This is a genomic window from Mediterraneibacter sp. 210702-DFI.3.120 (genome assembly GCF_020561005.1).
Taxonomy (GTDB): domain Bacteria; phylum Bacillota; class Clostridia; order Lachnospirales; family Lachnospiraceae; genus Mediterraneibacter; species Mediterraneibacter faecis.
Window position 1 is genome coordinate 76,417 of record NZ_JAJCNG010000008.1, and the last position, 15,078, is coordinate 91,494.

The 15,078-nt window shown below is 42.0% G+C and carries 12 protein-coding genes, 1 other RNA gene and 1 other annotated feature; of the genes, 2 read left to right on the top strand and 11 right to left on the bottom strand.

What is annotated here, in order from left to right; genetic code table 11:
* Positions 1-5 precede the first annotated feature (5 nt).
* From pheT to LI162_RS06140, 11 genes are all read right to left on the bottom strand, one after another.
* Positions 6-2,426: a phenylalanine--tRNA ligase subunit beta gene (gene pheT, locus LI162_RS06090; RefSeq protein WP_117497383.1), complete on the bottom strand. Its 2,421-nt coding sequence runs from the start codon at positions 2,424-2,426 to the stop codon at positions 6-8.
* 111 nt (positions 2,427-2,537) lie between these two features.
* On the bottom strand, positions 2,538-3,557 hold the full coding sequence (gene pheS, locus LI162_RS06095; RefSeq protein ID WP_015527792.1) for a phenylalanine--tRNA ligase subunit alpha: 1,020 nt from the start codon (positions 3,555-3,557) through the stop codon (positions 2,538-2,540).
* A 64-nt stretch (positions 3,558-3,621) separates the two neighbouring features.
* Positions 3,622-3,896 (bottom strand) — a binding site (T-box leader).
* Positions 3,897-4,089: 193 nt separating this feature from the next.
* A complete protein-coding gene (locus LI162_RS06100) occupies positions 4,090-4,902 on the bottom strand; it encodes a hypothetical protein (RefSeq protein ID WP_227156026.1) in 813 nt (270 codons plus the stop codon).
* A gap of 326 nt (positions 4,903-5,228) precedes the next feature.
* Positions 5,229-6,068, bottom strand: coding sequence for a YihY/virulence factor BrkB family protein (locus LI162_RS06105; RefSeq protein ID WP_117497387.1), 840 nt, complete (start codon positions 6,066-6,068; stop codon positions 5,229-5,231).
* 161 nt (positions 6,069-6,229) lie between these two features.
* A non-coding RNA gene (gene ssrS / locus LI162_RS06110) (6S RNA) lies at positions 6,230-6,413 on the bottom strand.
* Between the two features lie 200 nt (positions 6,414-6,613).
* Positions 6,614-6,883: a hypothetical protein gene (locus tag LI162_RS06115; RefSeq protein ID WP_227156028.1), complete on the bottom strand. Its 270-nt coding sequence runs from the start codon at positions 6,881-6,883 to the stop codon at positions 6,614-6,616.
* Between the two features lie 81 nt (positions 6,884-6,964).
* Complete coding sequence (gene thrC, locus LI162_RS06120; protein ID WP_020436048.1) at positions 6,965-8,452, bottom strand: threonine synthase; 1,488 nt, start codon at positions 8,450-8,452, stop codon at positions 6,965-6,967.
* Between the two features lie 131 nt (positions 8,453-8,583).
* Positions 8,584-9,882 carry a Na+/H+ antiporter NhaC family protein gene (locus LI162_RS06125; protein WP_117497389.1) on the bottom strand — a complete coding sequence of 433 codons (1,299 nt, stop codon included), beginning with the start codon at positions 9,880-9,882 and terminating at the stop codon, positions 8,584-8,586.
* A gap of 132 nt (positions 9,883-10,014) precedes the next feature.
* The gene (gene asd, locus LI162_RS06130) at positions 10,015-11,100 is read right to left on the bottom strand and encodes an aspartate-semialdehyde dehydrogenase (protein WP_020436046.1); all 1,086 of its coding nucleotides are present in this window, start codon (positions 11,098-11,100) and stop codon (positions 10,015-10,017) included.
* 115 nt (positions 11,101-11,215) lie between these two features.
* The gene (gene argH, locus LI162_RS06135) at positions 11,216-12,595 is read right to left on the bottom strand and encodes an argininosuccinate lyase (RefSeq protein ID WP_020436045.1); all 1,380 of its coding nucleotides are present in this window, start codon (positions 12,593-12,595) and stop codon (positions 11,216-11,218) included.
* Positions 12,596-12,751: 156 nt separating this feature from the next.
* Positions 12,752-13,390, bottom strand: coding sequence for an epoxyqueuosine reductase QueH (locus tag LI162_RS06140; protein WP_054753470.1), 639 nt, complete (start codon positions 13,388-13,390; stop codon positions 12,752-12,754).
* A 134-nt stretch (positions 13,391-13,524) separates the two neighbouring features.
* On the opposite strand from LI162_RS06140, the gene LI162_RS06145 reads away from it, so the two are divergent.
* A complete protein-coding gene (locus LI162_RS06145) occupies positions 13,525-14,292 on the top strand; it encodes an ABC transporter ATP-binding protein (RefSeq protein WP_020436044.1) in 768 nt (255 codons plus the stop codon).
* Positions 14,293-14,332: 40 nt separating this feature from the next.
* Entirely contained in the window at positions 14,333-15,073 is a 741-nt protein-coding gene (locus tag LI162_RS06150) for an ABC transporter permease (RefSeq protein WP_412941668.1), read from the top strand.
* The last annotated feature ends 5 nt before the right edge of the window (positions 15,074-15,078 follow it).

Sequence of the window (15,078 nt, forward strand, 5' to 3'; positions counted from 1 at the left end):
TCTTCTTACTTTCTCAACTCAATACCAAGTTCTTCCAGACCGGAAAGAATGCGATCCATTGCTGCTGTGATCTCAGCTTCTTCCAGTGTCTTATCCTTTGCACGGAATACGATAGAATAAGCAACTGACTTGAATCCTGCTTTGATCTGAGCACCTTCATAGATGTCAAACAGGTTAAAGCTCTCTAAATGAGCGCCGCCCTTTTTCTCAATCACATCTTCAATCTGTCCGACAAGGATTTCTTTCGGAACAACCATACTGATATCTCTTGTCACTGCAGGATATTTTGCAATTCCTGTGTATTTTCTGTCAAATGTAGCATATGGGATGATTTCAGGCATATCCAGAACTGCAACATATGCGCGCTCACCGATTCCATAGATATCAGCAACTTCCGGATGAACTTCTCCAAGATATCCAACTACTTTTCCATCATAAATGATGTTTGCCTGGCGTCCCGGGTGAAGGAATGACTTTCCTGCATTCGGATCGTATTTCTCTCTGCCCTTCATACCGATTTTCTCAAAGAACTCTTCCACTACACCTTTCATGTTGAAGAAATCTCCATCTCCATACATTCCAAGTGTAAACTGCATTCTCTCATCCGGAAGCTCTGTCAGTGGAAGCTCCTGCGGAATGTAAATATTACCCATCTCATACAGACGAACATTCTTGTTTCTTCTGTTGTAGTTTGTTGCAAGAGAAGTCAGCATACCGTTTAAGGATGTTGTACGCATGATACTGTAATCTTCTCCAAGTGGATTCATAATGGAAATCGCATTGCGAAGCTTGGAATCTTCTGGAAGAAGAAGCTTATCAAATACCTTCGGACTTTCGAAGGAATAAGACATTCCCTGGCTGAATCCACAGAACTCAGCAATATCACTTGCCACCTGCTCAATACGAAGCTTGAACGGAAGCTTACCTGTTGTAGCCTCTCCAGACGGAAGTGTTGTCGGGATATTGTCATATCCGAAAAATCTTGCAACTTCCTCTGCAAGGTCAGCTAATCTGAACAGATCGTGACGGAATGTCGGTGCGATCACTTCTTTTGTCTCTGCATCGTAATCAAGATCGATTTTCTTGAAATATCCAAGCATATCTTCCTCAGAAATATTTGTTCCGAGCATGCGGTTGATCTTCTCTGCATCAAATGGAACACGTACAGGCTCTTTCTTCTTGCTGTATACGTCAATTGCTCCTCCGACAACTTCACCTGCTCCAAGCTCTTCTACAAGCTGGCAGGCACGGTTCAGTGCTGCCATCGCATTGTTCGGATCAAGTCCCTTCTCAAACTTACCAGAAGCATCTGTACGAAGTCCGACACGCTTACTGGACTTACGGATGTTCACCCCGTCAAAACAAGCTGCCTCAAAAAGCATTGTCTTCGCGTTATCTGTGATCATGGAATTCTCTCCTCCCATGATTCCGGCGATTCCAACAGCCTTTTCTCCGTCACAGATCATCAGAACATCTTTGTCCATTGTTCTTTCCTGTCCATCCAGTGTAACGAACTTCTCTCCATCCTGTGCATTCTTAACTACGATCTGATGTCCTGCAAGTGTATCAAGATCATAAGCATGCATTGGCTGTCCGTACTCTTCCATTACATAGTTTGTAATATCAACCAGGTTGTTGATCGGACGGATTCCAACAGATGACAGTCTGCGCTGTAACCACTTTGGTGATGGTCCGATCTTAATATTCTTAACCGCTCTTGCGCAGTATCTGGAACACAGATCTGTATTCTCTACAGTCACCTTTACATAGTCATTGACATCCTCATCATTTCCTGTCTCTGTAACAACCGGTGGTTTAAACTCTTTATTAAATGTAGCAGCTGCTTCACGTGCGATACCTACTACACTGTAGCAGTCTACACGGTTTGATGTGATCTCATATTCAAAAACAACATCATGAAGACCAAGAAGTTCTATCGCATCTGCTCCAACCTCTGTGTCCTCCGGGAAAATGTAAATACCATTCTCCGGCTGTTCCGGATACATCTCCTTTGTAGAACCAAGTTCTTCGATAGAACACATCATTCCGTAACTTGGAACTCCACGGAGTTTTCCTTTCTTAATCTTAATTCCACCGGCAACTCTCTGTCCCGGCTCATGTCCGCCTGCAACGCGTCCACCGTCTAATACAACAGGAACTTTCGCTCCCTCGAACACATTTTTTGCACCTGTTACGATCTGTATAACCTCTGTACCGATATTCACCTGACAAACTACCAGCTTGTCCGCATCCGGGTGTTTCTCAATTTTCTCAATCTGACCCACAACGATCTTGTCAAGGTCTGCATCCAGCTCCTCGAATCCTTCAACCTTTGTTCCTGTCAGAGTCATTGCATCTGTATATTCCTGCGCTGTCACGTCAAGATCCGGGACATACGCTTTGATCCATGATAATGAAGTATCCATTTTATATCTCCTTTTTTAGTTTAATTTCATCAAAGGGGCGGCTCTAAAATCCAACGGCTCTGCGCCGTTGCCGCGCCGCATTCGCGCCGCTTGAAGATTTTATCGCGCTCGTTAGAACTGTTTCAGGAATCTGATGTCGTTCTCGTATAATAAACGCATATCGTCGATTTCGTATTTCAGAAGAGCGATACGCTCCAGTCCTACACCGAATGCAAATCCGTTGTACTCTTCCGGATCAATTCCGCACATCTCGAGAACATGTGGATGAACCATACCACATCCAAGAATCTCGATCCAGCCTGATCCTTTACAGAAACGACATCCCTTGCCGCCACACTTAAAGCAGCTCACATCAACCTCAGCACTTGGCTCTGTAAATGGGAAATGATGTGGACGGAATTTTGTCTTTGTGTCCGGTCCAAACAGCTCTTTTGCGAATACTTCAAGTGTTCCTTTCAGGTCAGCGAAGGAAATGTTCTTGTCGATCACAAGACCCTCGATCTGATGGAAGGATGGTGAATGTGTTGCATCTACTTCGTCAGAACGGAATACACGTCCCGGTGCGATCATACGAATCGGAAGTTTTCCCTGCTCCATCACACGGGCCTGTACCGGAGATGTCTGTGTACGAAGTACGATATCTTTATTAATATAGAAAGTATCCTGCTCATCCTTTGCCGGATGATCTGCCGGAATGTTCAGCTTCTCAAAGTTGTACAGATCATACTCAACTTCCGGTCCTTCTACAACTTCATATCCCATGCCTACGAAGATACGCTCTACTTCTTCCAGTGCGATTGTGTTCGGATGTCTATGTCCTACACTGTTCTTCTTAGATGGAAGTGTAACATCGATTACTTCTGCTTTCAGCTTCTCTTCACGAATCGCTTTCTCCATTCTTGTCTTAGATTCCTCTAAGAGTTCCTCAATTGCTGCTCTTGTATCATTCACAAGCTGTCCAACCTTCGGACGTTCCTCCGGTGCAACATCTTTCATTCCTTTTAATACGGCTGTCAGTTCACCTTTTTTACCAAGAAACTTTACACGCACGTCATTGAGTTTCTCCGGAACGTCAGCCTCCTGAATTCTTGCGACTGCTTCCGCTTTAATCTGTTCCAGTCTTTCTTTCATCGTTTTCTCCTTTCTTAACTCACTTATCAGGGACGAACGTTTTCATAAAGAAAGACCTCATCCCAAAAGGGACGAGGTCTGAATCGCTCGCGGTACCACCCTGATTCCTGCAGTCTGATCCACAGGCACTCTAAGTTGTGTAACGTACAACATACGACATTCTCTACTTTTCACATCCGGACATATCCGTTCTCCTGACTGTCCCTTAGATGCTTCCTTTCAAAAATGCAGCTCACGTGTGAATTTCAATCGCTATCTGAACTTAAGAGAACTTTCAGCCGATGATTCTCTCTCTCTGCAAGAAAACAGGTCTCTACTGTGCACGATCTTCGCTTTTCAAATCTAATAAACTTTTCATATTCTAAGTGAATTTACCAGTCTATTTTAACACAGCATTTCTTTTTGTCAAGTCTAAATGAACTCCTATTATAGTGTACAATTTTTGTTTGATAAAAAGAAAATTGCCAAAAGCATCTGTTTAGACACTTCTGGCAATTATGTATTACCTTAATTTAAATCAAGACAATTCTTATTATCTACGTGTAAATCTCTTTCTGAAAATAACAGTAACAATTGCAGCACCACAAATAGCCATTACAAAAACATTCATTGCGATATTAGCTGTATCTCCTGTCTTAGGAGCTTCTGTCTTTGTTGTTTTCTTATCTGCTGTATCTACTTTCTTGTTTGTATTGTCATTTGTTTTGTTATTATCCTTTTCTACAGCTGGTTTTACCGGAGTTGGATTTACAGGTGTAGTTTGATCTGGAGTCGGCTTTGGATCTGGAGTTGGAGTCGGCTCTGGATTTGGAGCTGGTTCTGGATCTGGAGTCGGAGTCGGCTCTGGATCTGGAGTTGGAGTCGGCTCTGGATCTGGAGTTGGCTCCGGATCTGGAGTTGGTTCTGGATCTGGAGTTGGTTCTGGATCTACAGCTGGAATCTTTTCTACGATCATAATGCGTACACGCAGTGTGCCATAAGCTACTTTAATCTTTGTCATCTGTGGTACACATGATACGAGCTGATATCCTTCTGGCAGCTGGAAATCTGTTCCAAGTTCAAATGTCTTTAATACACCCTCGCCTTCTGCAGCTGATTCTTTTACTGTTGTGCTTCCAACATACTCACCTTTTACTGTTGCAAATGTCACATTCAAAACGGCCTCTGCTGTTTCTGCCGGAATAGACTCTACATCCATTGTATGTTCAGATGTCACTCCAAGCGGTACGTCAACATTTGTCGTCTGATCCTCACTTGTTTCAGTAGCAAAAACATTCAGCGAATTAACCAGTAACATCGCTAATGTAAGGCTTGAAATAAGGAGTTTTCTCATCCTCTTTTTCATAACAAATCTTTCCTTCCTTTCTTAATTATGAGTATAAGTCTCTTTTGTATGACTTCTAACCCCCCTTCTTATAAATTATCGCAAAAACCATTTTAATTATAAAAAACAATTTTTACTATTTCAAAAATCTTTCGACATAATATATAGAGACACTCATTACATCAAAAGACTTCTGACTTCCATCTTGTATCTGAGAGGCTATACCGCTAATAACATCAATTCTGTCTATTATCTACCCAATCTTTACATTGCGGCATATTCATACGCTTGTAGTATACGCCTTAATTATTCTTCTGTCAATTATTTGTGTACTTTTTGTGTTTTTCTTATTTTCTGCTTTTAACCCCTTCTAAAATTGCATTGATTTCTCCCCCAAGCAGAATAATATACATACACGTATATAACCACAACATAACAAGAATGATTGTTGTAAAGCTTCCATACATATTGGTAAATCCTTTAAAGATATCCAAATAAACAGAAAAGATAAAGGACAGTACCATCCAGCCGCAAGCTGTAAAGAATGCGCCCGGCAATTGTTTCCGAAGAGTCGTCTTTCCTTCCGCACCACGATTTGGAAGATACTTGTACACCAGATCCCAGAAGAAAGTCAGAAGCGGAAGTGTGAAATAAATCCTCAAATGTATAATCTTATGAATTGCTTTGCTTATAAGCGGTGCATGTTCATAAACCACAACACTGATACTGTTACCGAATACGGAAAGCACCAATGAGAGCATAATTGCCACAAGGAACAAAAAAGTATACATACATGCTCTTGCGCGAAGGTAAAAATAATTTCTCGTCTCTGTGTTTTGATAAATGCAGTTCAATCCATATGTTACAGAAAGTACTCCTTTCCCCGCTGACCACAAAGCCACAAGGATTGTCAAAGGAATGATCGTACCGGAAGTCATATATACCTGATTCACAATACTTTCAATCATCGGGCTGACCGTGGATGGAAATACCGGAAGTACAGCCTCCATCACATCCGCTTTCGTCACTGGTGTAAATTGTACCATTGTTAAAAGCAACATAAAGATAGGAATCAATGAAAGCACAAAGAAATATGCCGCCTGTGCTGCGAAAGCTCCCGTGTGATGCGAACTCACGGTAGCTGCAATTCGCAATCCGCGCTCTTTTATCTTATTAAACTTCTCCATTTTCTTTAACTCTCCAGGTTAAATACTCAGAACGGCTTATGTTTCTTCTAAGCCGTCACGAAATTGTTACTTCATGGATAATACCATAACTATTCTCAATATTCAAGCAAAAAAGAAAGACAGCCGAATCTCTTCAGCTGTCCCTTAACTTTATCTTTTGTCTAATCCCCAAAATGCCGTTCCCTGTATTTTGAGTCCTAGCCACGGCTAGGTGGGCAACCTCATCCTGCTTTTCTGCCGTCCACTGCAAAAACGGAGGCCTGGCATATTACTCAGTCTTATCGGAATCCCTTTTTAAATAATGTAGGTTCAAAATATCAGGGTTCTCGCACATTTCAGGTTTTTCTTCTTTCTTAACCTATTGCTATTATACTCCATCCACATCATTTTTACAACTGTAAATATGTGGATTTTTGCATTTACGCGAGCAACGAGCCAAAGTCCGTGCTTGCACGAGACCTTGGCGACTGCCGCGATAACTTGAGAAACTCACGGAGCGTGTTTCTCATAGTTTCTGTCAGCAAAAAGAAACGGAACTGACATTTTTAATAATATCTGTTTCTGAGATTTCTTGTATAAACACCGAACCAGATCAATACAATAAGAAAAATAATCATTGCAACTGTATCTACTATTGTCATTGTATGAACATAACAGTGAATCACATCGATCACTCCATAGATCACAGATACCAGTCCAAAGACAAAAAGTGCCGGAGCTGTTTTTGCTATATAAGCCTCTTTATCCTTACATTTTTTATAAGTATAATCTTTTCCCAGGAGAATTGATGCATTGATCTCGCCCTTTACTTTCATTATAACAAAGGAATACAATGCGTAAATTCCACAACATAGAACAAAAATACCTATAAATCCCCACAAGCTGTTATCCATTTTTTACACCCCAAGAATATTTTTTACTGTCTCTTTCATCTGATCTGCATCACACTCTGTTGTATGACGAACCTCTGCATCACGGATTTCTTTGATCGCATTTGGAATCGGGAAGCCAGATACTTTTTCAAGCTCATCAATCAGTGCAAAGTCTTCCATCTCATCATACTTCGGATCAATTGCTGTCATAACGTTGCGTACGAACTTGTACGGACTTGCTGTGGAAGCAACCAGACATTTCTTCTCGTCCTTTGTATCTTTACGATACTGTGCACACACATGTGCTGCAACTGCTGTATGAGTATCCATCACATATCCTGTCTTCTGATATGTGTCATGGATCGTCTCTTTCACTTCTTCTTCTGTCGCAAATCCTCCGACAAAGTCTTTCAGACCTTCCTTCATCTCAGCTGTGATCTCATACACACCTTTTTCTTTCAGCTGTGTCATGAGCTCTACATCCTTCTGTGCATCCTGTCCTGCGATTGTGTAGATCAGACGCTCCAGGTTGCTTGAGATCAGAATGTCCATGGACGGTGAAGATGTCAAGATAAATTCTCTGTTTCTGTCATAGACACCTGTCTGGAAGAAATCAAAGAGAACCTTGTTATCATTAGAAGCACAGATCAGTTTTGCGATCGGCACGCCCATCTGTTTTGCATAATATGCAGCAAGGATATTTCCAAAGTTTCCTGTCGGAACTGTGACATTGATCTCCTCGCCTGCCTGGATCTCTTCATTCTCAAGCAGCTTTGCATAAGCATATACATAATAAACAACCTGCGGTACAAGACGTCCGATATTGATGGAGTTTGCTGATGAGAACTGATATCCCTTCGCATCTAATTCTGCTGCCAGCTCTTTGTCTTCAAAGATTGCCTTCACACCGCTCTGTGCGTTATCAAAGTTACCATGGATTGCTACAACAGAAGTATTCTCTCCCTTCTGTGTCACCATCTGTAATTCCTGAACGTGGCTTACGCCTCCCTTTGGATAGAACACGATGATCTTTGTTCCCGGAACATCTGCAAAACCTGCAAGTGCAGCCTTACCTGTATCTCCGGAAGTTGCTGTCAGGATCACGATATCATTTTTCACCTGGTTCTTTCTTGCGGAAGTGATCATCAGATGCGGCAGGATAGAAAGTGCCATATCTTTAAATGCGATCGTTGCTCCGTGGAACAGTTCCAGATGATAAGTATCTCCCACCTTCACAAGTGGTGCGATCACTTCTGTATCAAACTTTGAATCATAAGCACTGTTGATGCAGTGTTTCAGTTCTTCTTCTGTAAAATCTGTAAAGAACTGTTTCATAACTGCATAAGCTGTCTCCTGATATGACATGTCTTTAAGTTCATCCATTGTTACATCCAGCTTCGGAACGGATACAGGAACAAACAGTCCTCCATCATCAGCCAGTCCCTTTAAGATGGCCTGTGAAGCTGTAACAGTCTTGTCTGAATTTCTGGTGCTTTTGTATAATAGATTCATCCTTACATCCCTCTTTTATCTTGATTTCTTACTTTTAGTTTCCAGTGAAAATCACTCTTGTCTGCAAGTATAACACAACTTTTCTTATACCACAAGAAAATATATTATTTTTGCTTTTTTAAGTTACCACTTTACTTTACTGTAGTTTTTTTACTCTGTGGCCGGAAGATGATTGCCAAAACTCCGCATACTCCCATAAGAAGCGGATAATACAGATTCGGAATAATCTGAAGCGGTGTCAATCCGGTCAGTGTTGCTGCTGACAGAAGCTGTGCTCCGTATGGAATGATACCCTGGCCTACAGATGTAAACATATCCAGAAGTGAGGCTGATCTTCTCGGATCCACATCAAACTCTTCACTGATTTCTTTTGCGATTGGACCTGTCATAACAATGGCAACCGTATTATTTGCTGTACATGCATCAACAAAAAAGGCAAGAAGTGCGATTCCGAATTCTGCTCCTCTTCTTCCATTGATCTTGCTCTTGATCAGATTCAGAATGAACTGGATTCCACCATGCTCTTTCACAAGTGATACGATACATGCTACAATGATAGAAATAACTGTGATGTCATACATTGATGTCACACCATTTCCAACAACCTGGAACATTTCAGAAAGTGCAATATGTCCCATGCTTACACCTACGATCAGGGAAATCACAATTCCGCTGATCAAAACAACAAATACATTGATTCCGATAAGTGCTCCAAGAAGAACAACCATATACGGAAGAACTTCCCAAAGGCTGTAACTTACGTTTTCCTCCAAATGGAAATTCATATTTCTTGTTGCAAACCAGAAGATTAATACTGTAATAATCGCTGCCGGAAGAACGATGAAAAAGTTTGCCTTAAACTTGTCTTTCATTTCACATCCCTGTGTCTTAACTGCTGCAATTGTTGTATCAGAGATCATAGAAAGGTTATCTCCAAACATAGCTCCACACACAACTGCTCCGATGCAGATACTAGGTGCAAATCCTGTCTTTTCACTGATTCCAACTGCGATCGGTGCAAGTGCTGCAATCGTTCCCATGGAAGTCCCCATAGAGACCGAAATAAAACATCCGATCAGAAACAGACCTGCAACTGCAAAATGTGCCGGGATCAATGACAATCCTAAATTGACTGTACTGTCTACTCCGCCGGCTGCAGTAACTGCACCTGAAAAGCCTCCGGCACAGAGAAAGATCAGGCTCATCGTAATGATGTTTTCCTCACCAACACCTTTGGCAATCACTTCAATCTTCTTGTTAAAACTCAATTCTTTATTCTGCAAAAATGCAACAAACAATGCGATCAAAAACGCAACGATCGCCGGCATCGCATAAAAATCTTTGAACACAATTCCCGCACCGAGAAAAATGATCAAAAACACTCCTATTGGAAGTAGTGCAATCGCTCTTCCTTTTTTCTCCTTCTCCATAAAATCCTCCTACTCATACCATTTTTATTTTTATCCCCATTTTCTTTCATCGGATTGGCAGCTGCCTTCCCGACTTGTATACGTATAAAAGGCAGTGACTATTTTTGTACTGCCACTGCCTTTTCTATTTTCTTATTTTGCTGCAATATATCCTTTTGCTGTCAATGCCTCTGCACAGAGAACTGCTCCACCTGCTGCACCTCTTACTGTGTTATGGGACAGTCCGATAAACTTGTAATCGAACATTGTATCTTCTCTCAGACGTCCGATAGATACGCCCATTCCACGCTCGTAGTTCACATCCTCTGTTACCTGTGGACGGTTGTCCTCTTCAAGGTACTGGATAAACTGCTTCGGAGCACTCGGAAGTTCTGCTTCCTGTGGGAATCCCTTGAATGCTACAAGTTTCTCGATCAGCTGCTCTTTTGTAGGCTTCTTCTCGAAGTTGATGAATACTGCTGCTGTATGTCCGTTCAGAACCGGTACACGCACACACTGGCATGTAATCTTCGGAAGCTCTGCTTTCACGATCTGTCCGTTCTCTACTTTACCAAGTACACGAAGCGGCTCCTGCTCACTCTTCTCTTCTTCTCCACCAATGAATGGGATAATATTTCCAACCATTTCCGGCCAGTCTTTGAATGTCTTACCTGCTCCGGAGATTGCCTGGTATGTTGTAACAACCAGTTCTTTTGGTCCGAACTCTTTCCATGCTGCAAGGCAAGGTGCATAGCTCTGGATTGAGCAGTTTGGTTTTACTGCAATGAATCCGCGTGTTGTTCCAAGACGTTTCTTCTGATCTTTGATCACTTCAAAATGATCTGCATTGATCTCCGGTACTACCATCGGTACATCCGGTGTCCAGCGGTGTGCACTGTTGTTAGATACAACCGGTGTCTCTGTCTTCGCATATGCTTCTTCAATTGCTTTGATCTCGTCTTTAGACATATCCACTGCACTGAATACAAAATCAACTGTAGATGCTACATGCTCTACATCATTTACATTCAGGACTACCAGCTTCTTAACTGCTTCCGGCATCGGTGTATCCATTTTCCAACGGTCACCTACTGCTTCTTCATATGTCTTACCTGCGGAACGAGGGCTTGCTGCTACTGTTACAACTTCAAACCATGGATGGTTCTCAAGCAGAGAAATAAATCTCTGTCCTACCATACCTGTTGCTCCAAGGATACCTACTTTTAATTTCTGCTCCATTGTTTTCTTCTCCCTTTTCTTCTTATTTTCTATTTTCTATCCAAACGTTCTCTTTCAATTCCCATTATATAATGAAAGAAAACATTCAGTTATTTTTGCTCGCTGTGATTATCCATTACTCTGTCACAAGATAAGCTTCTTCGATTGCGATCACTTTCTCCATTGCCGCTTTTCCCGGTGCACCGATCGTATTTCTCATCTCTACACAGGTCTTCATGCTGATCGCATCATAAATATCTTCTTCAAACACCGGTGAGATGGCTTTGAATTCTTCCATTGTCATATCATCCAGCGCTTTCTTATGCTCAATGCAGTACAGTACGAGTTGTCCAACGATTCCATGTGCATCACGGAACGGAACTCCATGATTCACCAGATAATCTGCTGCATCTGTTGCATTGGTAAATCCATGCTTCGCACTCTCTTCCATGCGTGCATCGTTAAACTTCATTGTCTTAAGCATTCCTGTAAAGAGCGCCAGACATCCTTTTGTTGTATCAATTGCGTCAAATACAAGTTCTTTGTCTTCCTGCATGTCTTTGTTATAAGCAAGCGGAATTCCCTTCATTGTTGTCAGAAGAGATGTCAATGCTCCATAAACTCTTCCTGTCTTACCACGGACAAGCTCTGCAATATCCGGGTTCTTCTTCTGTGGCATGATACTGCTTCCTGTACTGTAAGCGTCATCAATATCCACAAACTGATATTCGTTGGAATTCCAGATAATCACTTCCTCTGAGAATCTGCTCAGATGCATCATCACAGTTGACATCGCTGACAAAAGCTCGATCAGATAATCTCTATCAGATACAGAATCCATACTGTTCAGTGTCGGTCCTGCAAAACCCAGAAGCTCTGCCGTGTACTCTCTGTCAAGCGGATAAGTTGTTCCGGCAAGTGCTCCGGCTCCCAACGGACAGTAATTCATTCTCTTATAAATGTCTTTCATTCTGGATCTGTCACGCTTGAACATCTCGAAATAAGCTCCCATATGATGTGCAAGAGTGATCGGCTGTGCTTTCTGAAGATGTGTAAATCCCGGCATGTAAGTTTCGACATTCTCTTTCATCAGTTTCAGAAGAACTTCCAGAATCTCTTTCAAGAGTCCGTCAAGCTCAATAATCTCATCTCTTGTATAAAGTCTCATATCCAGTGCAACCTGGTCGTTTCTGCTTCTTCCTGTATGCAGCTTCTTTCCTGCATCCCCGATCCGGTCGATCAGGTTTGCCTCAACAAAGCTGTGAATATCTTCATATTTATCTGTAATCTCAAGTGTTCCGTTTTCCACATCCTCACGGATTCCGTTCAGTCCGTCAATGATCTGCTTCTTCTCATCCTCAGTCAGAATTCCCTGCTTTGCAAGCATTGTCACATGTGCAATACTTCCTCGGATATCCTGCTCATAGAATCTCTTGTCGAAAGAGATGGATGCGTTAAAATTATAAACCAGCTGATCTGTCTCTTTTGTAAAACGACCGCCCCATAACTGTGCCATCTGTCTTTCCCCTTTTCTATTATATCGTATTTGCCCATTAGTTTATCACACTAAAGTGTCAAATGTCTACTATAAACTTGCAAAATATACCTGATTTCGACGAATTCTGTAGATTTTTTCTTATTTTCTGCTATTTTGATTGCTTCTTCCGTCATTTCACACACATTTTTCTGCCTGACGTGCTTTATAGGAGAACTCACATCCACAATAATCCTGACGGTAAAGACCATAGATTCCAGACAATTCAATGGATCTCTTATATCCATTCTTCTTCTTAAAATCAGAAAGCAGATACTGTACACCATATTCTTCACCGACACGTTGTCCGATTTCATTCAACTTCTGTGCATTCTTCATCGGACTTATACTAAGTGTTGTTGTAAAATAGTCGAATCCTCCGGCTACTGCAATTTCTGCGGATTCCTTCAGACGAAGTTCATAGCATCCCATGCATCTGGAACCGCCCTCTCTCACTTCTTCCAGCCCTTTTGCCATCTCATAGAACCGGTCGCGGTCATATTTACCGGCTAAAAATGATACCGGATACCGGAAATGCATCTCTTCAATCAATTTCTGTTGTTCCAGGATACGCTTTGTGTATTCACTTTCCGGATAAATATTTGGATTATAATAGAAGACAGTGATTTTAAAATACTGTGATAAATACTCTAATACATAACTACTGCACGGTGCGCAGCAACTATGTAATAAAAGAGTTGGTACTTTTTCTTCCTTTTCCAGTCTTGTCAGAAGCTTCTCCAGTTCTTTCTGATAGTTTATTTTCTGTAAGTTCATTTTCATCATTCTCCTGTATCTTTGTTCCAGATCAATCATTCCTTTTTTCTAAAACGCCTGACATGTTCATTGATTCACTCTCAGGATTATTTTTACATATCATAACATTAACTACTACTGAAATGGAGTCTTCAATGAATTCTCTTCTGGAACTTCATAACATATATTATTCTTATCACACATTGGACGCAGAAACAAGGGCTTTATCTGATCTTTCCTTTTCCGTGCAACCTGGAACCTTCACAGCAGTTGTCGGTCCTTCCGGATGTGGCAAATCTACACTTCTCTCCCTGATCTGTGGATTGATGAAGCCAGATGCAGGAGAAATCCTGTTAAATGGTATCCCTCTCAAGGAAAATTCCCCCCTGATTGGCTATATGCTCCAACACGATCATTTACTGGACTGGCGCAGTATTTACCGGAATGTCACCCTCGGTCCGGAAATCTGCGGCACACTGAATACTGCAACCAAAAAACGTGCGTATGAGCTTCTCGAACAATATGGTTTAAAACAATTTGCTTCTGCACGTCCCTCCCAGCTTTCCGGAGGAATGCGCCAGCGTGCCGCCCTGATTCGGACTCTGCTGCCTGATCCGCAACTCTTACTGCTTGATGAGCCCTTTTCCGCTCTGGATTATCAGACCAGGCTGACCGTCAGCGACGACATCGGTCAGATTATCCGACAGAGTGGAAAGACCGCACTTCTTGTCACTCATGATCTATCGGAAGCAATCAGCCTTTCCGACCGGGTCATTGTCCTCACCAACCGTCCTGCCAAAGTCCGTTGCGAAATTCCGATTTTCTTTAAATTAGAACAAGACACACCTTTAAATCGGCGGAATGCACCTGAATTCAAACACTACTTTAATCAAATCTGGAAGGAGCTAAACCATGACAACTGAGCATCTTCGTTTTCTCAAAAAAATCCGCAGACGCCGACGGATGGTCGTCTTTCTGCGGATTCTGATTCTTTTCTTATTCCTGTTACAATGGGAAATCTGTGCCGATACCGGAGTTGTTGATTCCTTTATCTTCAGCAGCCCTTCCCGTATCGTAACCTGTTTTCTGAAAATGACAGAGGATGGTTCTGTCTTTCACCATATTGGAATCACCTTGTATGAGACACTTGTCAGCTTTCTTCTGGTCACACTTACCAGCATTCTGATTGCAATCCTCCTCTGGTGTTTCCATGGACTCTCCGAAATTCTTGACCCTTACATGGTTGTCCTGAATAGCCTGCCAAAATCTGCCCTGGCGCCCTTACTTATTGTCTGGCTGGGTGCCAATACCACAACCATTGTTGTTGCCGGAATGTCCGTTGCAATTTTCGGAAGTATCCTGAACCTCTACACCAGTTTTTCTACGATCGACCAGGAAAAAATTCGTCTGATCTACACACTACATGGAAAACGCAGGCATGCGCTGACCAAAGTGGTTCTTCCTGGTTCCATTCCGGCAATCATCAGTAATATGAAAGTCAATATTGGACTTTGTCTTGTCGGAGTTATCATCGGTGAATTTCTAGCCGCAAGAAGCGGACTTGGATACCTGATCATCTATTCCAGCCAGGTATTTAAACTTGACTGGCTTCTGATGAGTATCTGCATTCTATGTATCATTGCAGTGCTGTTGTATGCGATAATCAACCTGATAGAAAAGTGGTATCTGAAAAAGACGGGGTGACAGTA

Coding starts and splice junctions, on each gene's coding strand:
- argH (WP_020436045.1), bottom strand. CDS start 12,595: ATGGCACAGTTATGGGGCGGTCGTTTTACAAAAGAGACAGATCAGCTG.
- LI162_RS06140 (WP_054753470.1), bottom strand. CDS start 13,390: ATGAACTTACAGAAAATAAACTATCAGAAAGAACTGGAGAAGCTTCTG.
- LI162_RS06115 (WP_227156028.1), bottom strand. CDS start 6,883: ATGAAAGTAAAGGGCGAGATCAATGCATCAATTCTCCTGGGAAAAGAT.
- LI162_RS06150 (WP_412941668.1), top strand. CDS start 14,333: ATGGTCGTCTTTCTGCGGATTCTGATTCTTTTCTTATTCCTGTTACAA.
- asd (WP_020436046.1), bottom strand. CDS start 11,100: ATGGAGCAGAAATTAAAAGTAGGTATCCTTGGAGCAACAGGTATGGTA.
- LI162_RS06145 (WP_020436044.1), top strand. CDS start 13,525: ATGAATTCTCTTCTGGAACTTCATAACATATATTATTCTTATCACACA.
- pheT (WP_117497383.1), bottom strand. CDS start 2,426: ATGGATACTTCATTATCATGGATCAAAGCGTATGTCCCGGATCTTGAC.
- pheS (WP_015527792.1), bottom strand. CDS start 3,557: ATGAAAGAAAGACTGGAACAGATTAAAGCGGAAGCAGTCGCAAGAATT.
- LI162_RS06125 (WP_117497389.1), bottom strand. CDS start 9,882: ATGGAGAAGGAGAAAAAAGGAAGAGCGATTGCACTACTTCCAATAGGA.
- LI162_RS06105 (WP_117497387.1), bottom strand. CDS start 6,068: ATGGAGAAGTTTAATAAGATAAAAGAGCGCGGATTGCGAATTGCAGCT.
- LI162_RS06100 (WP_227156026.1), bottom strand. CDS start 4,902: ATGAAAAAGAGGATGAGAAAACTCCTTATTTCAAGCCTTACATTAGCG.
- thrC (WP_020436048.1), bottom strand. CDS start 8,452: ATGAATCTATTATACAAAAGCACCAGAAATTCAGACAAGACTGTTACA.